Here is a 22,059-nt window from a genome sequence, read left to right as displayed (position 1 = left end):
CGCTAAGCTTAGCGTATTTATTGGCCCTATTCCAATGAAATATGCTTGGGTCGTTGATTTTTATGCGTCAATATTCTTTATGGGATCATGTTATTTTAGGGCTAGATAAAGCCTTACAATCCGTTAATACGATACCCCTCGCAACACGCCCTAATCCAGCGGCTCATCTATCTGAAGCTGCCTTAAGTATCAGCGAACGTCGTCATGCGGCGGGGCTAATGCGTGTTAATCATGTTGGCGAAGTATGCGCGCAGGCGCTATATCAAGGCCAAGCACTGACAGCGCGTTCATCTAATATTCAGAAGAAATTACAAGAAGCAGCTCAGGAAGAAGCAGACCATTTGAAGTGGTGTGAACAGCGCCTAGAAGAATTAAAGGCACATCCTAGTTATTTAAATGCTTTTTGGTATAGCGGTGCACTATTGATGGGATTAATCGCAGGGTTATTAGGCGATAAAATAAGTCTAGGTTTTTTAGCAGAAACCGAACATCAAGTAGAAAGGCATTTAAATAAGCATTTACAACGTTTGCCGCTAAATGATAAAAAAAGTCGTGCTATTGTCGAACAAATGCGTTTAGAAGAAATTGAACATGCGACAACGGCGGAGCAATCCGGCGCTATCCCGTTACCGCTGCTTATTCAGTTTAGTATGCAAGGATTAGCAAAGTTTATGACATTAGTTGCCTATAAGATTTAAGAGATACATAAGAATGAATACCTTACACGCCGTTTATAAAATATTACTACAGGGTTGTGTCATAAGAGCTTGCATTGCGCTTATCATAACGGGATTGCTTTGTTTTGGCCTACGTCTGTTGTATAAAAAAATGGTTCGGCGTTTTGACCAAGGTGCTTATTTTATAAGTAGTGCATCCGTAAAAGCACTTTATAAACCTTTAATCATTTTTGTTGCCGTGATAGGTGCGACTTATTCGTTTGAATGGCTTTGTTGGCACTGGGCATTAGAAGCGCAGCAGTTCCAATTATTTCGTCGCCTCGTTTTTATTGCGCTACTTGCGTGGTTCTTATGGCGTTTTGTTACATTTTATAGTGCGGCATTTCTTAAACGTAAAAATAAAACCGCGGATGCCACGCTTGTTCATGCACTAAGCCAAATTGCTAAGATAGCTATTGTCATTATTACTGCCTTGTCGTCATCTCAATTATTTGGCTTAAGCATTGCAGGTATACTAGCATTTGGTGGAATGGGCGGTATTCTTATTGGGTTCGCAGCTAAAGATCTTTTAGCGAATATTTTTGGTAGTTTAATGTTATTTCTAGATAGGCCTTTTGTGATAGGCGATCAAATTGTGTTACCCGCACTTAAAGTAGAAGGTCAAGTGCAAGCGATCGGTTGGCGTGTTTGTCGTTTGTTAGCGCCGGATGGCCGTCCTGTTTATATTCCCAATGCATTATTTTCTAATTTAGTGGTGGAAAATCGATCGCGAATGAAGCATCGACGTTTCTCGTGCACTATCAGTTTACGTTATCAAGATATAGAAAAAATCCCGGCGATTTTGCAAGCGATGCAATCGGTTTTACAAGAAAGTGCAGCGATTGATAAGGAACGCCCTATCACGGTTAATTTGAGTGAGTTAGCTCACTCATCGCTTAATATATCCGTTAATGCATTTACTAAATTGGTTAAGAGCGCTGATTTTTTAAAATTGCAACAAACACTTCATTTAAAGCTATTGGACTGCATTCATAGCCATGGCGCTAAGTGGGCTTTCCCGACCAATATTTGTTTGAATACACAAGAGTCTGAATTATCTGTACCCAAATAACATCACGAATCTACGTATGAAATTAAAGCTCAACATCATCGGCTGTGGTCGTTTAGGAAAAACACTGGCTTTTTTATTGAAAAAAACCAATCAGGTGTTTATTCAAGATATCTACAATTCCAGTATCAGTAGCTCAGAAAACGCGGTTGCTTTTATAGGGGAAGGAACCGCTTGCCATTCCTTAAAACAGTTTAGATCCGCTGATCTTTATTTAATTGCTACGCCAGATGACAGCATTGAAACGGCGTGCAAACAGTTAGTTGAGCAAGCCGCACCTAAATCCAGAAGTGTGGTTTTCCATGCGAGTGGTTTGCAGTCATCAGATAGCTTAGAGAGTATTAGAGCCACAGGCTGTTATACAGCGAGTGTACACCCCATCTTTAGTTTTTCTAATCCATTGAAGGATGTAGAAAACTTTGTGGGGACTTATTGCTCATTGGAAGGTGATGTACGGGCTTTAGCCGTAATATCGTCCTTAATCGCGGACATTGGCGCACAAGTATTTCTTCTAAGCAAAGAGTCCAAAGCGCTTTACCATGCGGCCTGTGTTCTTTCTTCTAACTATATAGTCACTTTATCGGCGATAGCAGAGGACTGTTATCAAAAAGCAGGGTTACCCTGCGATTTAGCTAAAGCCCTAGCCAATAGCCTGATGATGCAGTCTTTAAATAAGCTTAAAGACACAAGCGCTTCGAAAGCGTTGACAGGGCCTATTCAACGGGGTGATAAAGAAACATTGAAAAAACATCTGCACGTACTAAAGCCATTCGGTGAGTTGCAGCAGATGTATAAGAGTTTGGGTAAATCAACCGTACCACTGACTGAGCTAGTGCCTGAATTGAAAGAAGCACTAGTGCAGCTTTTGTCGTAGTGGATTTAAGCCGCAGAGGCTTCTGATTCAGCAGGGCTTAATTTGCGAATTCTAGCTAATAAGCGACTTTTATGTCTGGCCGCTTTATTTTTATGGATAAAGCCTCTTGTTGCCATACGGTCAATGATAGGAAGTGCTACTTGGTAAGCGGTGTCCGCTTCCGTTGCTTTTCCTGCTTCAATTGCTGTTACAACGCGTTTAATGTAGGTACGCATCATAGAGCGATAGCTCGCGTTATGTTGACGGCTTTTTTCAGCTTGTCGTACGCGTTTTTTTGCTTGTTTTGTGTTAGCCAATGTACTAGTCCCCGGATATATCAGTAATACGAAAAAACTACTCTGGTGAGCAACTCGCTAAGCGAGTTGCTCACGTCGAATTGCAATGAATTTTAGCACTAATCATGCCTTTATGCGGGATATTTGTCAATCAAGTTATTCTTCTGGGGTTTCATTTTCTTCGCCCTCCTGATCATTGCTGTCTTCATCCTGATGGCTTCTTTGAGGCGTTAAGGCGTTTTTATCAGCTTCTGGGGAAGGATCCAATGGCTCGCTAGGTTTTTCTTTGGATTGTGCTGCATTCGAGGGTTCAGCAGGAGTAGGAGAAGATATAGGTATTGCTTCTTGAGAAGTAATCGTGGGGATAGGTGAAGGGGGAATTAAATAGTGATCAAGAAGCCGACGAGCGATTTCTGCCGCCGGTGTTACACTATTTTGCACAATAATGGCGAGGGCTATTTTCGGCTCCTCAACGGGGGCAAAGGTGATAAATAGGGAATCATCCCGTAGTTTAGTAGCTATTGTTTTAGAGTCATAGCGCTCATTGTTTTTCATACTAAAAACTTGAGCAGTTCCTGTTTTTCCTGCCAAGGTATAGGGGGCACCAGGGAAAAAGCGTTCGGCAGTTCCGCCAGGAGCATTGACAACATGCTGCATAGCCGTACGGATAAAGCTTAAGATAGGTTTAGGTACATCGGTTATGGGCGCTAAGCGCTCAGGCTCTATAGACGTGATAGCACCGTTACCTGAGCGCCAGCTTAATACTACATGCGGTTTCCAGCGTTCTCCCCAGTTTGCGAGTGTGCTGACCGCATAGGCTAATTGCAGAGGCGTTACTAATAAATATCCTTGGCCAATACCGCAATTAAGGGTATCGCCGGGATACCAGGATTCCCCATAGGATTTTTTCTTCCACTCTGGAGTGGGTAATACACCACCACTTTCATCAGGCAGGTCGATGCCTATAGGTGAGCCAAAGTTAAATTGATGGAGGATACTGTCAATTCGATTAATACCCATTCGCATACTTAGATTATAGAAATAGATATCTGAAGAAACGGTTAATGCCTTGAGTAAATTGACATCACCATAGGAATGGCGGCGAAAATTGTGATAAATCCGTCCTTTACCATTAATTTGAAATTCGCCCGTATCATGAATCGTATAAGAGGGTGTAATGACATTATCCCTTAGGGCTTCAATGCTGATAAAAGGCTTAATTGTCGAGCCTGGATGATAGGCACCGCGTAAGGCTCGATTATATAAAGGGTTGCCTGGTGCATTTTTTAATGCATCATAATCTGTTTGTTTAATGCCGCTAACAAAGAGGTTCGGGTCAAAGCTAGGACTGCTGACAAAAGCTAAAATTTCCCCGTTACGTGGATCTAGCGCAACGACAGCCCCTTTCTGCTGGCCTAAAGCTCGTTGTGCTAATTCTTGTAGACCACTATCAATGGTTAATACGAGGCTTCTACCAGAAATAGGTTGAGTTTGTCTTAAAACACGTACGATTTGACCATGCACATTCGTTTCAACTTGCTGGTATCCTACTGTGCCATGCAATTGTGCTTCGTAATACTTTTCTACACCTGTTTTTCCGATAAAGTTGCTGGCACTATAGTTAACAGGGTCAACAGTTTGTAGTTCTTTCTCATTAATTCGGCCCATATAACCGACTATAGCGGCAAAAGCGTTGCCTCTTGGGTAATAACGAATCATTTCTGCTTGTATGCTAACGCCGGGAAAGCGATAACGCTCAATGGAAAATTTAGCAACTTCTTCTTCAGTTAATTTAACGCGCAGAGGGACGGGTTCAAAGCGATGATGTAAGCGCCGTTGGCGCTCAAATTGTTTGAGGTCCTCTGAGTCAATCTTGATAATTTTAGAGAGCGTAGTGATGGTTTCATCCATGTGGCTGACTAAATCAGGCGTAATAACAAGATTGAAAATTGGTTTATTCTCTGCCAGTAAAACACCGTTTCTGTCATAAATAAGGCCGCGATTAGGTTCAACGGGGATCAGGCCGAGCTGGTTCTGTCGAGCCAGGGTCGTATACAGGTTATGCTGAAAGAGTTGTAGATAAATTAAACGACCCAATAGGACAAGCGTTAAAAATCCTATTCCTATCAGAATGGCAAATGCCCTTCGCTTAAATAATCCGTGCTCCTGACGAGTGTTTTTAAACCTATTTATCGACTTGAGCATGAGATAATTTGGCCAGAGTAAGAGGTTATTTATAAGTTCTCTTTTGAAGGGGTGAATAGGCTCAATTTTTGATTAAGGGCCAATAAAACACTGTGTTTCAAAAGAGGTCTATAGTATGATTCTAACTGTATTTTGTCAGTAACGGTATCTTTGTAAGCCTTTTGACGAGTGAGCATTAAAAACCTCAATGGGGTGCTTCAAAGCTAAACTATCTAGAACTTAATTAGACTTTATAGAAAAGTAAAGAATTCCAATATTTTATGTCTTCTTCTCAAGAACTGTTTTTACGCGCTAAACAATTTATGCCCGGTGGCGTTAATTCGCCTGTACGTTCTTTTAAGGCGGTAGGTGGGACACCCCTGTTTTTTTCACATGCTAATCAAGCCTATCTGTTTGATGTACAAGGTAAATCCTATATTGATTATGTTGGATCATGGGGGGCATTAATTTTAGGACATGCTCCTGAAAACGTTGTTAAGGCTGTGCAGGAAGCCGCTGCAAAAGGTCTCAGCTTCGGTGCTTCTATTGCCGCAGAAGCGGATTTAGCAGAAAAGATTCGTACGCTAATGCCGAATTTAAAAAAAGTGCGACTGATGAATTCGGGCACAGAAGCAACCATGACAGCGGTACGTCTTGCACGTGGTTTTACCGGTCGTAAAAAAATCCTTAAATTTAATGGTTGTTACCACGGTCATGTAGATGCTTTATTAGTAAAAGCAGGGTCAGGACTTGCTAGTTTTTCAATACCGGATTCAGCGGGTATTCCTGAAGAAGTAGTAGAACAAACCTTAAGTGTTGATTTCAATAATCTTGAACAAGTTAACCAAATATTTTTACATCATGGTAAAGAAATTGCGGCGGTTATTGTAGAACCTATAGCAGGCAATATGGGGTGCCTATTACCTCTTTCAGGTTTTTTAGAAGGGTTACGTGAGTTATGTAATTACTATGGAAGTTTATTAATTTTTGATGAAGTAATCACCGGCTTTAGAGTCGCCCAAGGTGGAGCACAAGCGCTTTACGCGGTAAAACCTGATTTAACCACCTTAGGTAAAATTATTGGTGGGGGTTTACCTATTGGTGCATTGGGTGGGCGAAGCGACATTATGGATTGTCTTGCACCCGACGGATCTGTTTATCAAGCAGGGACGTTGTCCGGTAATCCTATTTCAGTAGCCGCCGGATTAGCCACTTTAGAAAGGCTGAGCGTACCCGATTTCTACAGCGACTTAAGTGCGATGACGCGCAGGCTTGTAGAAGGTTTATTACGTATCGCTAAAGAAATAGGAATTCCTTTGCAGGGGCATCACGTGGGTGGTTTATTTGGACTTTTCTTTACCGAGGAAAATGAAATTTATCAGTATGAACAAGTTGCACGATGCAACCCCTTATTATTTAAACAGTTTTTTCATGAAATGTTAGCAGAAGGCATTTATTTCGCCCCCTCACCTTTTGAATCCGGATTTGTTTCGAGTGCGCATAGTGAGGAAGAACTTTCTTTTACGTTAAATGCAGCAGAGAAAGTATTTACTAAGTTAAAAAAACAAATACTTGAACCTAGCCTTTCTTAAAACATTATTAATCTTAGGACTGTATAAGTTAAGTCATTCGGTGACAAAATTGCAAGAATAAAAACAATTTTGTAGAGGGATTAATTCAGAGTGAGTCGATTATAATCTTCACGAATAATTCTGAGGATATGCTGTCTGAAACTTCTCGTGAACATAACCCCGACTCACTTTGTCCCTGCCTTCTTACCACATCGCTTCTTTACAGCGGATACTGATTTGCTCGTCAACGCGTGCCGCTATTCAACCTTGCACTGTTAGCAGAAGGCTCTATTTGTGGCGTTGTTAGTAACGATACTGCTGCTGGGAGTTTGAAGAATTCCGGCGAAGCCGAGGTAGCTTTATTTCCTTGAAGATCCTCAGATAACAAAGTTGAATTAAGGCTATCGTCTGCCGATTTAACGGCATTGACGCCTTCAAGGTCTGTTGCATGAAAATTTTGCTTACCTTGAAAACCTAAGACTTCCCCTTCATGTATTACATAAGCTCGGTTAAAAACCGAAGTTTGATTGCTAAAGTTTTTTTGGTAAGAAACTAGAGTTCCTGGAATAATTGTTAAATTTTTCCCTATGGTTAAATTTTTCATATAGTATACAACAGACTTTTCTTGATTTTCCATTAAAATATTTTTAGATACCCTAACGTCATTAGTTGACGGGCCAATCAAAGCCTCTCTCATAATTACAATTAAGTGGGCATTTTCTCCATAAGTGCATTTTATTGTATTATAAATTTGCTCTATTCTATTTTTTAGAAACCCAAGTTTTGCTCTAGAGGAGAATTTAAATATTTTGGAATAGTCGATTTAAACTCTACTACATCTTTTATAAATACATTAGAGTCAATTGACACATAAATTATCGGTGTATCCATATCTTGTTCTTCTTTTAATTAATGTTCAAAAAATTATATTCTGCACAGACTAAAACAGGAGTTTCGAGTCTAAAATTTTAAGCTGAAGGACTTCCTTTTATTATGAACGAATTAGCTTAAGTGTTCCTTAGGGGCAACTCTATTAATTGAGTTAAAAGACGTATACTGATGGAATAAAAAAAGAAAAGGTCTAGAGATGAAATATCAAATGAACTTCTTTGATTTATCGAATCATTATGCAGAATTATCGTCTCAAGGAGACCCACTCGAGCGGTATGGACTGATGGTGCCTATTGTTCAGAACAAAAGACATGGCCTATTAAAGCCATATGATTAATCGAATCAAAAAATTTCCTTCGCACTCTGCCATTGGACGAGAAAATAGCCGGCGTTCGAAAGTGCGTAAACGGGTAGAACATATCTTTGGCTTTATGCAACATCCCATGAAAGGAAAATTCATTCGAACCATCGTTTTAGCCACGCTAGCTTAAAAATAGGGCTATAATCCTTTTAATCTTAATCTTCACCCAGCATAACGACTAGTAATTTTCCTGGATTGATATGTTTTTGAAAAGCATCACGTACTTGTTTAACGCTGACATTGTTAATTTTCTCTCGATAATCATCCAAGTAATTTAAAGGTAGTTCATAGAAGCCTATTTTTTCTAATTTAGCTAAAATAGCGGCATTATTTGCAATGCTGAGTGGGAAGCTGCCAATTAATGCTTGTTTAGCGGCAACTAATTCTTGTTCACTCGGTCCTTTTTCAATAAAGTTTTTTAAAGTGGCTTGTGTCACGGTAAGCGCAGTAGATGCTTGGCTTTTACGGGTTTGTAACCCGATGAGAAAGGGACCGCCTGCTTGTAGTGTATTAAAGCTGCTGCTTATTCCGTAACAAAGTCCTCGTTTGTTTCTTACTTCTGTAAAAAGTTGTGAGGTCAATATGCCACCACCTAAAATTTGATTACCTATTAACAATGGAAAATAATCCGGATCTTTCAATGTGATGCCGAGTTGTCCTAAGAGGATGGTTGATTGTTGAGAGGGGTAATGAATTTTGTAATGTTGATTGCTTAATTGAGAGTTAGGTTTAGCTAAGGGTATTACTTTTCTGCCTCGTGGCAGGGCTGATGAGAGTTGATCAGCCAGGTTAATAGCTTTTTCTTTTGTAATATTTCCAACAATCGCTATCATCGCGTTTTGAGCAACATAATAACGTTGATAAAAATTGATGAGTTCCGCGTGTGTAATTTGATCAATGCTTTGTGCCGTTCCCAATAAGGGTGAGGCGTAGGGATGTTCAGCATATAGGTCTTTATAAAATGCTTTTATTGCGATGGCGGTGGGGGTTTGTTTTTCTTGTTGTAAGGTAATTCGGATTTGTTTTTTTTCTCGATGTAAGGCATCTTCTGGAAAATTAGCTTGGCTAATTAATTCTGCAAACGTACTGAAAGCGACATTAAAAAATTGGGGGTCACTCAATGAGCGAAGCTGCACTATCGCCATGTCTTGATTAATTCCCGCATTATAATGTGCACCAGCCGATTCAAAACGATTGGCGATTTCATTAGCATCGAAATTATGCGTGCCTTGATCCAGCATTTGAGTCGTGAGCTGAGCAATACCAGGCAAAGTACTATCGTAAGCCGATCCTGCGTGGAATATCACAGCAATGTCGACGATAGGTACCTGTGTCTTGGCAACAAAATAAACAGGAACACCACTTTTGCTTGTCCAATGCTCAATAGGAAGTACTGAGGTGGAAGCCGTAGCATTTGCTGTTATAAAAGCAAATGCTAACAACAAAAAAATGGCGGCAAAAAAACGTTTAGCGTACATGCGAAGACCTTGGGCTAATAGGATTAGTGGAATGTAAAGGTAAAGGATGTAAATAGGCGATGGTTAAATGCTTAGATTGTAGATATTCTTTTGCAACACTTTGTATCTGACGAGGTGTTATGGCATTAATGTGTTTGAGATAATCTTCGGCTAATTGCCAAGGTAAATTGACCGCCGCTAAACTGCCGAGCTCATAAGCTTGTTGCGAAATGGAATCGGCTTGGTAGATTTTGTTTGCGGCTATTTGCTCTTTGGCGCGCGTTAGCTCTTCGCTGCTCACGGTATAGGTTTGTAATTGTTTGATTTCATCGAGTAAGTTTGTCTGCAATTCAGCGAGGGTATGTCCCGCTGCGGGCGTTGCATCTATTAAAAATAAACTATTTAAACGGCTAAACGGATTATACGAAGCATCCGCATCGGCAGCGATTTGTCTTCCACGTACTAAGTTTTTAGTAAAGCGGGAACTGTTTCCCATGGATAATAGGGCAGTAATGAGATCCAACGCATAAGGATCGGCGCTATTAAGATTCGTTTTAATCACAGGTACAGGATAAGCCATCACTAGCCAAGGTAATTGTGCGGGAACATGAATGTCCAGATGTTGTTGCCCTAATGGCGTAATATCATCGATTGGTTTTAATGGGGGTAGTGGCGATGATTTTATAGGGCCAAAATATTTTTCAGCTAATTGGTAAACTGCATCGGGTTTCACATCGCCGACTACCACAACGATGGCATTATTAGGCGCGTACCATGCTTGATACCACTGCCGTAGATCGGTAGCCGTCATATTTTTTAGATCACTTTTCCATCCTATGACAGGATGGTGGTAAGGGCTGGCAACGAAAGCAGCGGCATTGAGCCGTTCTATTAAGGTTTCTTGTGGACTATCATCCGTTCTCATGCGTCGTTCTTCCATCACGACTTGAATTTCCTTTTCAAAATCTTGTTCACGTAGTAATAAATTTCGCATTCTATCGGCTTCTAATTTGAAACTAATAGGTAATTTGTCAGCGGAAAATTCTTGATAGTACGCCGTAAAATCACTATCCGTAAACGCATTTTGTTGGCCACCATTGGCCGCAACCATGTGTTCAAGCACACCAGGGCCGTATTCTTGTGTTCCACGAAACATCATGTGTTCTAAGGCGTGTGAGATGCCTGTTATTCCATTAGGCTCATAACTAGCACCCACTTTGTACCAGATCTCTGAAATCACAACAGGTGCACGATGATCTTCTTTAACCAATAAGCGAAGTCCATTTTTTAAATGATATTCATGAACATCTTGTGCATGGCTTAAACAGGGGAATAATAACAAACTGAGATAAATAAGAATCTTTTTAAGGTGCATTCAATCAGATTTCCTTGTAATGGAACGGCCTTAAAATAGCTTACTTAGTGCTATTAACGGCGAGATAAAATAAACAACTATTTAATAGTAACAACATTTATAATATTTGACATCACTTTGCCGGCCTTTCATACTCCTTGCTATACAGAATAGGTAATATGCTATGTCAAAGATGAAAAAAAATGTGGCCTTTGACTTTGAAAAAGGCTTGACTGAGCTGGAAAAAATCGTCGAACAAATGGAGCAAGGTAATACGACGCTAGAAGTGTCCCTTGAACAGTTTGGTCGGGCGATTGATCTGCTAAAAGACTGTCAAACCACGCTAAAACAAGCCGAACAAAAGGTTCAGATCTTGCTTAATAAAGGCCAGAAAGATACTCTCGTGCCCTTTGAAGTAGATGAAGAATTTGCCTAGTGACTACGAAAGAAGCCTTAGAAAAATATCAACAACGAATTAATCGATTTTTAGCGGAATATTTGTCTTCTTCAGTGCTCTCCGAGCCTCTGTGTGAAGCAATGCGTTATTCCGTTTTAAATGGCGGTAAGCGTTTAAGACCTTTACTGGTTTATTTATTAGGGGAGGCTTTAGGTCTCCCGCCAGAGAAACTCGATCAATCTGCTTGTGCTGTTGAACTTATCCATGCTTATTCATTAATCCATGATGATTTACCCATGATGGACAATGATGATTGGCGACGAGGAAAGCCCAGCTGTCATAAGGTATTTGGTGAGGCGATTGCCTTATTAGCTGGCGATGCATTACAAACACTTGCCTTTGAAGTATTGCTGAAAGCGCCGTTACCCCCATCGAAAATTCTAACCATGATAAGCGTACTCGCAAGAGCAGCGGGTCCGAGTGGTATGGTTGGTGGGCAAGCTATGGAGTTCAGTGGATTAGCTAGGCCATTACATCGTGAAAAACTGGAAGTTATTTACCGTTTAAAAACGGGGGCTTTATTTTCTGTTTCTTTAGAATTAGCTGGAATTGTTGCTGATGTCTCTTCCGATGCGCTTGCAGTGTTAATGCATGTAGGTCAGGCAATCGGTTTAGGCTATCAACTCCAGGATGATATCAGTGATAATGCGGTAGAGACTCAGAGTTTAATAGCATCAAAAAACGGCTTTCAAGATTATTTGTTTGCTTCATTAGAAAACTTGCAGCAAGTGTTGCCTTGTTTTCCTAACGAACAGTTTACTTGTCGCCTAAGCCATTTATTTTCGGAGCAGTTGCTAGGTAAAAGCCCGTCATTGAAATAGAACCTTCATTTCTTTAATCAAACAGACACTGCTATAATAAGCCGTTTTTAATAACTAGAATATAAAATAATTGTTTATATCAGCAATTTAATAGGCTACATAAAATTTATTTAAAAGAGGAAAATAACCATGTCGATGTTAAAAGTAGGGGATAGATTACCTGAGTTTAAACTTACAGCCACCGTTGATACGGATATCAATAAAGCATTTACTGAAATTAGCTATGATTCTTATCCGGGCAAATGGTTAGTACTGTTTTTTTGGCCTAAGGATTTTACCTTTGTATGCCCGACTGAAATTGTTGCCTTTAACGATTTAAATGATCAGTTTAAAGAAAATAATGCAGTGTTATTGGGTGGTAGTACAGATAGCGAATTTGTGCATCGTGCTTGGCGCCAATATAATAAAGACTTAAGCAACCTTTCTTTTCCTATGTTAAGCGATATTAAACATGAGTTATGTAATAACTTAGGTATTTTGGACAGTGCAGCGGGTGTTGCGCAGCGCGCCACTTTTATTATTGATCCAGAGGGTATCATTCGCTTTAATATGGTCACTGACTTAAGTGTAGGTCGTAATCCTGAAGAAGTATTACGTATACTGCGTGCTTTACAAGACGGTGGGCTTTGTCCTTGTAACTGGCAGCCCGGGCAAAATACGATCAACGTTGCTGAAGCTGCTTAAACAACTAAAAGCTCAATAAAAAACCCGCATTATGCGGGTTTTTTATACTGGATTATAATGATTCGTAGGCAAAGTAGAGTAAAACACAAAGAGTGTAACGAATCAGAGCATTGCGATAGAGCAAGATGAACACTATTTTAATTTACTTTTTTATTTAATAAGGTTAAAGTTTTTATGTGGATAAAATTTAATTAATAAGAATTAAAATAAATAAAATTCTTTATATTTTAAAGTGTTTTTTTATGTAAAATAATTTTTTTATATAAAATTAATTATTAATTTTACAAAGGATTTCCCAAAAAAATCCAGTATATTTTTAACAAAGGATATGATCTATGCCAAATTTACAAAAACTAGAATATGTTGCTAAACAAGATCATTATAAAGAACTGATTGAGACTTTGTTCAAGGCAGAAGATGCAAAAGTTGATGCCAAAAATGATCAGGGGCAAACCTTGTTACACCTGGCCGTCGCAACGGGTGACCAAGCTGCGGTGGAGCTGTTAATCGAGCGAGGGGCCGCGATTAATGCTAAAGATAATCGTCAGGTAACTCCTTTACACTTGGCTGCCTTTAGTGGTCACAAGGCTATTGTGGAGTTGTTAATCAAGAGAGGAGCCGCGGTTAATGCTAAAGATTATAACCAACGAACCCCTTTACATATGGTTCTCTTCGGGAGGGTTGTTGAGGCGACTGAGGCTGCAGCTGATGCTGTATTAACTGAAAGTAAGGTTGAAGTTAATGCGCATGGCACTATTAACCAGAGTGCTTCTTTACCTGTAGCTTTTTTCGGTGATCATGAGGCCGTTGCGAAAGTGTTGATCGAGAACAGGGCGGAAGTTGATGCTAAAGATAATAAGCAGATGAACCCCTTACATGTGGCTGCCAGCACGGGTTGTGAAGTTATTACCAGGGTATTAATCGAGAAAGGGGTTGCTGTTAATGCTGTAGATGAGGATAAAAGGACCTCTTTATATCTAGCCGTTTATCATGGTCACCAGGCTGTTGTAGAGTTGTTAATCGAGAACGGAGCTGCCATTAATGCTAAAAGTATTAACAAGCTAACCCCCTTACACATGGCCGCCTTTGGTGGTCACGAGCGTATTGCAGCGATGCTAATCAAGAATAAGGCTGAAGTTAATGTCGAAGATGAAAGTAAGAGAACCCCTTTACACCAGGCTGCCGAATATGGGCACCAGGCTGTTGTAGAATTATTAATTGAGAAAGGGGCTTTCGTTAATGCTAAAGATGTTAATAAGCTGACTCCTTTGCACTTGGTTGCCTTAGAGGGTAATGAGGCTATTGCAGCAGTGTTAATCGAGAGACAAGGCAGAGGTTAATGCTGAAGAGCATAATAAGAGGACTCCCTTACACATAGCTGCTATAAAAAGCCACTTAGAGCTGGTTAAATATCTCGTTGAACAAGGGGCGAATATTAACAGTAAGGACAAGTATGGTGTGACTCCTTTTGACCTGGTAAAAAAACTACAAACCCTTGGTACTTTTAACGGTGCGATTACTCCTCTGGAACAAGCTAAAAATCAACAAATCATTACTTTTTTTAAAGAGAAGAAAAGAAGTGATGCACCGCAACGCACCTGGTTGCCTTCGGTGGTCATGAAACTATTGGGGCAGTATTAATTGAGCACAAGGCTGAGGTTAATGCTGAAGTGGCTTAAACAATCAAAATTTAACACCAAAAACCCGCGTGATGCGGGTTTTTTTGTAAGGGATCAAGATTAAATGATTGTTGAAAATATAAGCATCCCTATTTGTTTTTATAAAATTAACTATATTGTTAATTACAAGGAGGGCTAAGGCATGAATATATTGGTATGTTGACATAGGATTCGGTCAGGCCTTCGATAGCCACTTACCTGCAGCAGGCTATACGGTAGTTATCTTTCATCCCCAGGTTGGACCTTTTACGACATCATACTTATTATCACCAAATAAACATCTTTTATCTGAAAACATCACACTAGAAACCGTTTTTGTATGGAAGGATGCTTATCAGGCTGATTCACCTTATTTTCCATTTGTCAGTGTAGGGATGCACTATCAGTACAGCAATGCTTATCAGAAAAAAATACCTATGAATTTTAACGTGCTATCTCCTATTGGTCTCATAGATACAAATACAACGACTAACCAGATATTATCACAAAATAGTCTACTCGCTAATTTAAAAATGGATATCTATCGCTGGGGCCGCATTATGCCTTATGTCAACCTAGGTTTGGGTGCTTCTTGGAATGAAAGTAAACAACAAGCGCCTTTCATTGATCCAGATAATCCATTGATATCAGTGTCTACAGCTTCTTCTTTACAAATGACTAGTTTTAGCTATCAAGTGGGTGCCGGATTGGATTTTTTAGTAATTAAAAATTTTTGGCTAAGCTTAGGATATAATTATAATAATTTTGGTCGTGTTGTAGTGGATAAGCTTTTACTTTTACCAGGTATAGGAAGCGATGATTTTTTAAACTCACTTGCGCAACCTTTTAGTTTCAGAAATTTGACGTCCCAAAGTGTTCAGTTAACTGGACGTTTTATATTTGGTTAAGAAGATTTATTCGTGATTATCTATAAATCTAGAAAAATCTGAGTGACATCCTAAATGTAAAAAGGGTCATTTTTTTAAAAAAATTCTAGTTGATTACGATTATTAAGCTAAGAGAAAATAATCCTTTCTGTTCTCGGATTTCCTGGGCCTGATACACGGCGTTGATTATTAATGATTTCATTGGTGCCGATGAGACGAATCGAACGTCCGACCTACTGATTACGAATCAGTTGCTCTACCGACTGAGCTACATCGGCCTTCTCTAAAAGATCCCGCATTGTAGGCAATTTAAGCGCGATTAGCAATTTACTCTCTAGACCCTTAATGAAGGGGCTGTACCAGCTACCCACTTTGTGGCATTAAAATAAATATTAGCCTAGCGTAGGTCGAGGTTTTGCCTCGGCCAATCTGGCGGCCTGCATTTCTTCAATTTTTTCCCAAGTATAAAATACTGGCTTTGCTAATACGAGGGTATTACTAGCCTGATAGATTTTTAGTTGGGTACTGTCATTACCAGAACGGCAAAAGGAAAAAATGATTTTTTTATAATTTTGTTTTTGTGCAATATTAACTGCATCGTGCGCTGTGAAATTAGGCACATGCTTTCGAATGGTTAATATATCAACTTTTTTACCATCCCCTATTTTTCTTCTGCGGCTAGAAGGTTGCCAGCTGGCTTCAAAATGAGTGGCTATACGTGGTGAAAAATGAAGGAGCCTTCACAGGTTGAAAGATAAGCTATGGTTTAAACAAGAAAGCCTTGTTAGACTAGAGGGCTATATTGCATTTTTAAATGTAGCTTGATTTGAAATAAAACTTAGTTAGGGGCGCTGGACGATGAAAACAATCAGAAAAAACCAACGTGGGCTTACGCTACTGGAGCTTATGATTGTTATCGCTATCATTGGTATTTTGGCGTCGATTGCCATTCCTAGCTATCAAAATTATAGTAACCGCGCTAAGTTTTCTGAGGTTATTCAAGCGACGGGGCCTTTCAAGCTAGCCGTGGCGACGTGCGTACAAGAACACGGTAATTTAAGTGCTTGCGGTGGCCCAGGCCAAAATGGCTTGCCCAATAATCTCAAGGCCCAAGATCCAGCAAAAGGCTATGTGGCTAGCGTAGAAATGGGTAAAAATGGCCAGATTATTGCGACTTCACAACGTATTCGCGTGAATAAGCTCGATCAATTTACCTATATCTTAACCCCCACTTATCAAGCAGATGGGCAATTACGCTGGGATATCAGCGGCACTTGCGTGCAACAGGGTTTGTGTAAGGTCGAATAGCTTTTTTTGTTACTGAACACGCTTCAAGCATGTTATCCTAAACCCTTTTAATTTAAGGGCGGAAGGCTGCGCGCTAACTCGGCGCCTGAGCGGATGACATGACTGACTATAAAAATACCTTAAATCTTCCTCATACTAAATTCCCTATGAAGGCGAATCTGGCTAATGCAGAGCCGGCCGTTTTAAAACGGTGGGAATCTTCAGCGATTTATAAACAGTTGCGTGAAAAAAACCACGGTAAGCCAAAGTATATTCTTCATGATGGCCCGCCCTATGCGAATGGGCACATCCATATTGGTCATGCGGTTAATAAAATCTTAAAAGATATCATTGTGAAAGCCAAAACCTTGAGTGGTTTTGATGCGCCTTACGTGCCCGGCTGGGATTGTCATGGTTTGCCGATTGAATTAAATGTTGAGAAAAAACATGGGGCTGTTGGCGGTAAGTTAACGGCGAAGGCTTTTCGTCAAGCTTGTCGAGAATATGCTCAGAAGCAAATTGCTATTCAACGTGACGAATTTAAACGTTTAGGTGTTATTGGGGGTTGGGAACATCCCTACTTAACCATGGATTTTAAATTTGAAGCGAATATTATTCGTGCTTTAGGCCAAGTGATTAGCCGAGGACATTTACAACAAGGCTTTAAGCCAGTGCATTGGTGTGTTAATTGCGGTTCTGCTTTAGCGGAAGCAGAAGTGGAATATGCGGATAAAGTTTCGTTAGCGATTGATGTACGTTTTCGTGTGATCGATGAAGCTGATTTTTTAAATCGAATCACGGCTCCCACGGGCCATGGTCCTATTGTTATTCCTATTTGGACCACCACACCCTGGAGTTTGCCGGCTAACGAAGCAGTGGCTTTAAATGCTGACCTTGATTATGTGTTAGTCCAAACCAAAACAGAGCGTTTATTGCTTGCCGACGCTTTATTAGAGACAAGTTTGGCACGTTACAAAATAAGTGATTATCAACGCTTAGGCCAAGCGAAAGGTAAGGTATTCGAAGGTATTTTGTTGCAGCACCCCTTTTATCACCGTCAAGTGCCGCTTATTTTAGGTGAACATGTGACGACAGAAGCAGGAACCGGTGCGGTACATACGGCGCCTGCACATGGCTTAGAAGATTATTGGGTTGCACAACAATATAAGTTACCACTGGCCAACCCCGTCGGTGACAATGGTTGTTTTTTACCGGATACGCCTTTGTTCGCTGGGGAACATGTTTTTAAAGTAACGCCACATATGATTGAAGTGTTGCAAGAACAGCAAAACCTATTAAGTGAGGCATCTATAACACATAGTTATGCGCACTGTTGGCGACATAAATCACCATTGATTTTTCGTGCAACGCCACAATGGTTTATCAGTATGCAGCAACAGGGCTTACGTGTAGATAGTTTAGCCGCTATTAAACAAGTCCATTGGATTCCAGAGTGGGGTCAAGCGCGTATAGAATCGATGGTTTCTAATCGACCAGATTGGTGTATTTCACGGCAGCGGAGTTGGGGTGTTCCTATTCCTTTATTTGTACATCAAGCATCGCGGGAGTTGCACCCAAAAAGCTTAGATTTGTTAGAGAAAATTGCGGCGCAAGTTGAAGAAAAGGGAATCGATGCGTGGTATGACTTAAACGCTGAAGATTTATTAGGAGCAGAAGCAAAAGAATATGAAAAACTAAGCGATTGTTTGGACGTATGGTTTGATTCCGGCGTGACACACTATGCGGTGTTAATGCAAAACCCTGAATTAGCTTGGCCGGCCGATTTATATTTAGAAGGCTCTGATCAGCATCGTGGTTGGTTTCAATCCTCTTTATTAACATCGGTTGCGATGAATGGAAAGGCGCCTTACAAAACAGTGCTAACCCATGGTTTTACCGTGGATGAAAAAGGACACAAAATGTCTAAGTCCTTAGGTAATGTGGTTGCGCCTGATAAAGTCATTCAAAGTTTAGGCGCAGATATTTTGCGTTTGTGGGTTTCATCAACCGATTATAGAAAAGAAATAGCGGTCTCGGATGAGATTTTAAAGCGTACCGCAGAAGCCTATAGACGCATTCGTAATACGGTTCGTTTTTTATTGGCTAATCTACATGATTTTGATCCAGCGACTGATTGCGTCTCGTCTAACCAGCTTTTATCGTTGGATAGTTGGATTATAGAGCGGGCTCATGTTCTGCAAACAGAAATTATTAATGCTTATGAAGAGTTTCAATTTCATAGCATCTATCAGAAATTACATAATTTCTGTATTAATGATTTAGGTGGTTTTTATTTAGACATTATCAAAGATCGCCAATATACCTTACAAAAAGAAAGTATCCCGCGTCGTTCTGCACAAACCGCGCTTTTTTATATTGCTGAAGCCATGGTACGTTGGCTAGCGCCTATTTTAAGTTTTACAGCGGAAGATATTTGGCAATATTTACCTGGAGAAAGAGAAAAAACGGTGTTTTTAAACGAATGGTATGTATTACCTATTTCGTTTGAACAAGATCCCTTAGAGCCGATTTATCAGCAATGGAATCGTCAGAGCTATTGGAATTTATTGATTCAAATACGTAATGAGGTCAATAAGGCCATTGAGAAGTGTCGCATTGCCGGTGAATTAGGCTCTTCTTTAGAAGCCGAAGTAGAACTTTATGTTAAGCCCGATTCCAGCTTAGCCGTATGCTTAAGCGCGCTGCAAAACGAATTACGATTTGTATTGATTACTTCGGATGCCCGACTTGTGACGTCAATGTCCTCTGAACCGATGACTCAGATTAAAATAAACGATGATGAAATAGGAATAAGAGTCATTTCTACGGTGGGAAATAAAGAGAAATGTGCACGTTGTTGGCATCGGCGTTCGGATGTAGGCCAAATTGTTGAGCATCCTACGCTTTGTCAACGTTGTGTAGATAATCTTCCCGATGGAAAAGGAGAGAGACGTTGTTACGCTTAAGCCCTATAAAAAATAGTATATACTCTTCGCACTTGAATTTTCGGCTGTGTTGCCGCTCAGTTCGCAATCCTCATGTATTCTACATACACTCCGGTTGCTCGCTTTCGCGGCGCCTTGCCGAAAATCCAATTGCTTTGAGTATACTCACAGCAATTTTAAAATAAAATATTATGCAAAATAGAAAGACAAGCCAACTTTCTTGGCTTTGGTTAAGTGCTTTAGTGGTTGTGTTCGATTATGTCAGTAAGGCATGGATGAGCTATTGGCTAGATTCTTCGAGTATTATTCCGGTATTTCCTTGTTTAAATTTTATTTTGACACACAATCCAGGTGCTGCGTTTAGCTTTTTAGGTTGGGCAGATGGGTGGCAACGTTGGTTATTTGTGGCGATTAGTTTAGGCGTTAGCCTTTATTTAATGCGCTTATTGTATCGTGGTGGGGTTTCTAAATGGGTGGGCTGTGCTATCGCATTGATTATAGGTGGCGCGATCGGTAATCTCTATGATCGTTTAACCTTAGGGTACGTGGTTGATTTTATCGATTTTTGTATTGGCTATTGGCACTTTGCTACGTTTAATGTGGCTGATATGGCTATTTCAATTGGTGCGATTATGTGGGTAATCGCCAGTTATAAGAAGTCCGGAAAAAAATAATTGGCCAATGAAGACTGCAATTAAACCACTGGGCGTTTTTAGTTTAGCAATGATGAATGTTATTGCTGTGGATAGTTTGCGTTCCTTACCTGTGGCGGCGCAGTTTGGTTATTCGCTTATCTTTTTTTATTTATTGGCAGCGGTTTTCTTTTTTATTCCCACCGCGCTTATTACAGCGGAGCTTGCAACCGCTTGGCCAAGCACGGGTGGTGCTTATATTTGGATTCGTACTGCTTTTGGTGCACGTTGGGGTTGGTTTGCCATCTGGTTACAATGGGTTTATAACGTCGTTTGGTATCCAACGATTTTAGCTTTTGTTATTGCTGCTGTCGCTTATTTATTTAATCCTCAATTAGTTCAGCATAAAGGATTTGTTTTAGGGTTGGTATTGGCTATTTGGTGGTCTGTTACAGGTTTAAGTTGCTTGGGTTTACGGGTTTCCAACTGGCTTAGCAGCATTGGGGCATTGATTGGTACCTTAATCCCTATGCTTTTTATGATTGCTTTAGCGGTTTTTTGGATTAAAGGCGCGAATCCGTTAGCGATGCATTTTTCTACACATGCGTTATTACCAAATTTAACAGATTTTAATAATATTGCTTTCTTAACCAACATTGTTTTTGGTTTGATGGGTTTAGAAATGTCTGCTGTGCACGCCGGCGATGTGCGCAACCCGCAAAAAGATTATCCGCGTGCTTTATTTTGGTCGGCCGGACTCATTTTGCTAACACTGATATTAGGTTCTTTATCGATTGCTTTAATTGTCCCAACATCACAATTAAATATATTATCGGGTTTAACGGATGCTTATGTACTATTCTTTACAAATTATCATTTAAATTTCTTTATTCCCATTGTGATAGCACTGATTATTATGGGTAGTTTATGTAGTGTATCAACCTGGGTAATAGGACCGACTCGCGGACTGTTGATTGCTAGTTTTGAAAGCAAGGTAGAAGGATTAAGATGTCTATTAAAGCTCAATCGTTTTGGTGCGCCAGTTAATTTATTATTGTTGCAAGGTGTTTTAGTTTCCTTGTTAACCAGCCTTTTTATATTGATTCCTACTGTGAATGAAGCGTATTGGTTGTTAAGTGTGATGACGGCACAATTAGCGGTCTTATTTTATATTATTTTATTTTTAGCGGCCTTGCGCTTGCGTTATAAATCAGGATGTCAATCTAGGGTTTATCGTATCCCTGGAGGAAAACTAGGTATTTGGGTCGTTACGGGTTTGGGCTTACTTGCCTGTACCGTGACATTTATGATTGGTTTTTTTCCACCGGTAGGTGTTGCATCAGACAGTTTTTTGAAATTTGATGCTATTTTAATAGCGGGTATTTTATTGTTTTGTCTACCGCCTTATTTAGTAGCTAAAGCGCAAGGCGGTTTAAACCTATGATAAGTGCATTAGAAATTCATGGCGTTCCCATTGAATGTATTAACCAGGCGGCGGTCACTTATCATGTTCCAGCAAAGTTAATTCTTTCTATTTTGGCAATAGAAGGCGGGCGAGTTGGTTTAGCCTCGTCTAATAAAAATGGCAGCTTTGATTATGGCCCCATGCAAATTAATTCTATTTGGCTGGCAAAAATTCAGCAATATGGCTATACCCAGCAGCAATTGCAATATGATCCTTGTGCGAATGTGATGGTAGGGACATGGATTCTAAGTCAAAATATAGCGAATGCTTCTACAACCTGGCGCGGTATAGGTGGTTATCATTCTCATACAACGGCGTTGAATTATCGTTATCAAAAAAAAGTTTCTGAAGTCTATCAATTACTTTCTCATTATCTGTCCAATTCTAATACAAGGAATGCGTAACTAAATACTATGCTCGGAGTCAACTTCATATTTATTTAAGTTTAAATCACTATTCTTAGCAGAATAT

The 22,059-nt window shown here is 40.0% G+C and carries 21 protein-coding genes, 1 tRNA gene and 1 pseudogene; 16 read left to right on the top strand and 7 right to left on the bottom strand.

Features of this window, described 5'->3' with window-relative positions; translation table 11 throughout:
* Positions 1-62: 62 nt before the first annotated feature.
* Genes coq7 through DMP02_RS06690 form a run of 3 tightly spaced genes read left to right on the top strand, consistent with a single transcriptional unit; the run spans position 63 to position 2,659 of the window.
* Positions 63-698 carry a 2-polyprenyl-3-methyl-6-methoxy-1,4-benzoquinone monooxygenase gene (gene coq7 / locus DMP02_RS06700; RefSeq protein ID WP_126323524.1) on the top strand — a complete coding sequence of 212 codons (636 nt, stop codon included), beginning with the start codon at positions 63-65 and terminating at the stop codon, positions 696-698.
* A 13-nt stretch (positions 699-711) separates the two neighbouring features.
* Positions 712-1,788: a mechanosensitive ion channel family protein gene (locus tag DMP02_RS06695; protein WP_126323368.1), complete on the top strand. Its 1,077-nt coding sequence runs from the start codon at positions 712-714 to the stop codon at positions 1,786-1,788.
* 16 nt (positions 1,789-1,804) lie between these two features.
* Positions 1,805-2,659, top strand: a complete 855-nt coding sequence (locus DMP02_RS06690; RefSeq protein ID WP_126323367.1) for a Rossmann-like and DUF2520 domain-containing protein — start codon at positions 1,805-1,807, stop codon at positions 2,657-2,659.
* 5 nt (positions 2,660-2,664) lie between these two features.
* On the opposite strand, the gene rpsT is transcribed toward DMP02_RS06690, so the two are convergent.
* Both rpsT and mrdA read right to left on the bottom strand, forming a co-directional pair.
* Entirely contained in the window at positions 2,665-2,955 is a 291-nt protein-coding gene (gene rpsT, locus DMP02_RS06685) for a 30S ribosomal protein S20 (RefSeq protein WP_126323366.1), read from the bottom strand.
* Between the two features lie 135 nt (positions 2,956-3,090).
* Positions 3,091-5,031: a penicillin-binding protein 2 gene (gene mrdA / locus DMP02_RS06680; RefSeq protein ID WP_232019639.1), complete on the bottom strand. Its 1,941-nt coding sequence runs from the start codon at positions 5,029-5,031 to the stop codon at positions 3,091-3,093.
* Positions 5,032-5,399: 368 nt separating this feature from the next.
* On the opposite strand from mrdA, the gene hemL reads away from it, so the two are divergent.
* Positions 5,400-6,710 carry a glutamate-1-semialdehyde 2,1-aminomutase gene (hemL, locus tag DMP02_RS06675; protein ID WP_126323364.1) on the top strand — a complete coding sequence of 437 codons (1,311 nt, stop codon included), beginning with the start codon at positions 5,400-5,402 and terminating at the stop codon, positions 6,708-6,710.
* 223 nt (positions 6,711-6,933) lie between these two features.
* On the opposite strand, the gene DMP02_RS06670 is transcribed toward hemL, so the two are convergent.
* A complete protein-coding gene (locus DMP02_RS06670; protein WP_126323363.1) occupies positions 6,934-7,326 on the bottom strand; it encodes a hypothetical protein in 393 nt (130 codons plus the stop codon).
* Between the two features lie 583 nt (positions 7,327-7,909).
* On the opposite strand from DMP02_RS06670, the gene DMP02_RS07250 reads away from it, so the two are divergent.
* The gene (locus DMP02_RS07250) at positions 7,910-8,071 is read left to right on the top strand and encodes a hypothetical protein (protein WP_172594003.1); all 162 of its coding nucleotides are present in this window, start codon (positions 7,910-7,912) and stop codon (positions 8,069-8,071) included.
* 25 nt (positions 8,072-8,096) lie between these two features.
* Here DMP02_RS07250 and DMP02_RS06665 read toward each other — a convergent pair whose 3' ends face one another.
* Together DMP02_RS06665 and DMP02_RS06660 are read right to left on the bottom strand one after the other, a co-directional pair.
* The gene (locus tag DMP02_RS06665) at positions 8,097-9,419 is read right to left on the bottom strand and encodes a M16 family metallopeptidase (RefSeq protein ID WP_126323362.1); all 1,323 of its coding nucleotides are present in this window, start codon (positions 9,417-9,419) and stop codon (positions 8,097-8,099) included.
* A complete protein-coding gene (locus DMP02_RS06660; RefSeq protein ID WP_126323361.1) occupies positions 9,409-10,773 on the bottom strand; it encodes a M16 family metallopeptidase in 1,365 nt (454 codons plus the stop codon). The genes DMP02_RS06665 and DMP02_RS06660 overlap by 11 nt, the downstream gene beginning before the upstream one ends.
* Before the next feature lie 163 nt (positions 10,774-10,936).
* Here DMP02_RS06660 and DMP02_RS06655 point away from each other — a divergent pair, with 163 nt between their 5' ends.
* From DMP02_RS06655 to DMP02_RS06630, 6 genes and pseudogenes are all read left to right on the top strand, one after another.
* Positions 10,937-11,188 (top strand): exodeoxyribonuclease VII small subunit, encoded by a 252-nt coding sequence (locus DMP02_RS06655; RefSeq protein WP_126323360.1) that lies wholly within the window; start codon positions 10,937-10,939, stop codon positions 11,186-11,188.
* Positions 11,188-12,030 (top strand): polyprenyl synthetase family protein, encoded by an 843-nt coding sequence (locus tag DMP02_RS06650; protein WP_126323359.1) that lies wholly within the window; start codon positions 11,188-11,190, stop codon positions 12,028-12,030. The genes DMP02_RS06655 and DMP02_RS06650 overlap by 1 nt, the downstream gene beginning before the upstream one ends.
* A 135-nt stretch (positions 12,031-12,165) precedes the next feature.
* A complete protein-coding gene (locus DMP02_RS06645; protein WP_126323523.1) occupies positions 12,166-12,714 on the top strand; it encodes a peroxiredoxin in 549 nt (182 codons plus the stop codon).
* A 335-nt stretch (positions 12,715-13,049) separates the two neighbouring features.
* Complete coding sequence (locus DMP02_RS06640) at positions 13,050-14,054, top strand: ankyrin repeat domain-containing protein (RefSeq protein ID WP_126323358.1); 1,005 nt, start codon at positions 13,050-13,052, stop codon at positions 14,052-14,054.
* A 28-nt stretch (positions 14,055-14,082) separates the two neighbouring features.
* A pseudogene (locus DMP02_RS06635) lies at positions 14,083-14,355 on the top strand (ankyrin repeat domain-containing protein); the annotation flags it as partial.
* 454 nt (positions 14,356-14,809) lie between these two features.
* Positions 14,810-15,280 (top strand): outer membrane protein, encoded by a 471-nt coding sequence (locus DMP02_RS06630; RefSeq protein ID WP_232019637.1) that lies wholly within the window; start codon positions 14,810-14,812, stop codon positions 15,278-15,280.
* Positions 15,281-15,461: 181 nt separating this feature from the next.
* On the opposite strand, the gene DMP02_RS06625 is transcribed toward DMP02_RS06630, so the two are convergent.
* Positions 15,462-15,537, bottom strand: a tRNA-Thr gene (locus DMP02_RS06625).
* A gap of 114 nt (positions 15,538-15,651) precedes the next feature.
* Positions 15,652-15,879: a hypothetical protein gene (locus DMP02_RS06620; protein ID WP_126323355.1), complete on the bottom strand. Its 228-nt coding sequence runs from the start codon at positions 15,877-15,879 to the stop codon at positions 15,652-15,654.
* A gap of 238 nt (positions 15,880-16,117) precedes the next feature.
* On the opposite strand from DMP02_RS06620, the gene DMP02_RS06615 reads away from it, so the two are divergent.
* The 5 genes from DMP02_RS06615 (at position 16,118) to DMP02_RS06595 (ending at position 21,992) form a co-directional block, all read left to right on the top strand.
* A complete protein-coding gene (locus DMP02_RS06615; protein ID WP_126323354.1) occupies positions 16,118-16,567 on the top strand; it encodes a pilin in 450 nt (149 codons plus the stop codon).
* A 98-nt stretch (positions 16,568-16,665) separates the two neighbouring features.
* Positions 16,666-19,512, top strand: a complete 2,847-nt coding sequence (gene ileS, locus DMP02_RS06610; RefSeq protein ID WP_126323353.1) for an isoleucine--tRNA ligase — start codon at positions 16,666-16,668, stop codon at positions 19,510-19,512.
* Positions 19,513-19,682: 170 nt separating this feature from the next.
* Entirely contained in the window at positions 19,683-20,165 is a 483-nt protein-coding gene (lspA, locus tag DMP02_RS06605) for a signal peptidase II (RefSeq protein ID WP_126323352.1), read from the top strand.
* Between the two features lie 7 nt (positions 20,166-20,172).
* Positions 20,173-21,567 carry an amino acid permease gene (locus DMP02_RS06600; protein ID WP_126323351.1) on the top strand — a complete coding sequence of 465 codons (1,395 nt, stop codon included), beginning with the start codon at positions 20,173-20,175 and terminating at the stop codon, positions 21,565-21,567.
* Positions 21,564-21,992 carry a lytic transglycosylase domain-containing protein gene (locus DMP02_RS06595; protein WP_126323350.1) on the top strand — a complete coding sequence of 143 codons (429 nt, stop codon included), beginning with the start codon at positions 21,564-21,566 and terminating at the stop codon, positions 21,990-21,992. Before DMP02_RS06600 ends, DMP02_RS06595 begins: the two co-directional genes overlap by 4 nt.
* Positions 21,993-22,059: the final 67 nt, after the last annotated feature.

Source organism: Candidatus Rickettsiella viridis (genome assembly GCF_003966755.1).
Taxonomy (GTDB): Bacteria; Pseudomonadota; Gammaproteobacteria; order Diplorickettsiales; family Diplorickettsiaceae; genus Rickettsiella_B; species Rickettsiella_B viridis.
This window is presented reverse-complemented; position numbering and strand designations above follow the sequence as displayed.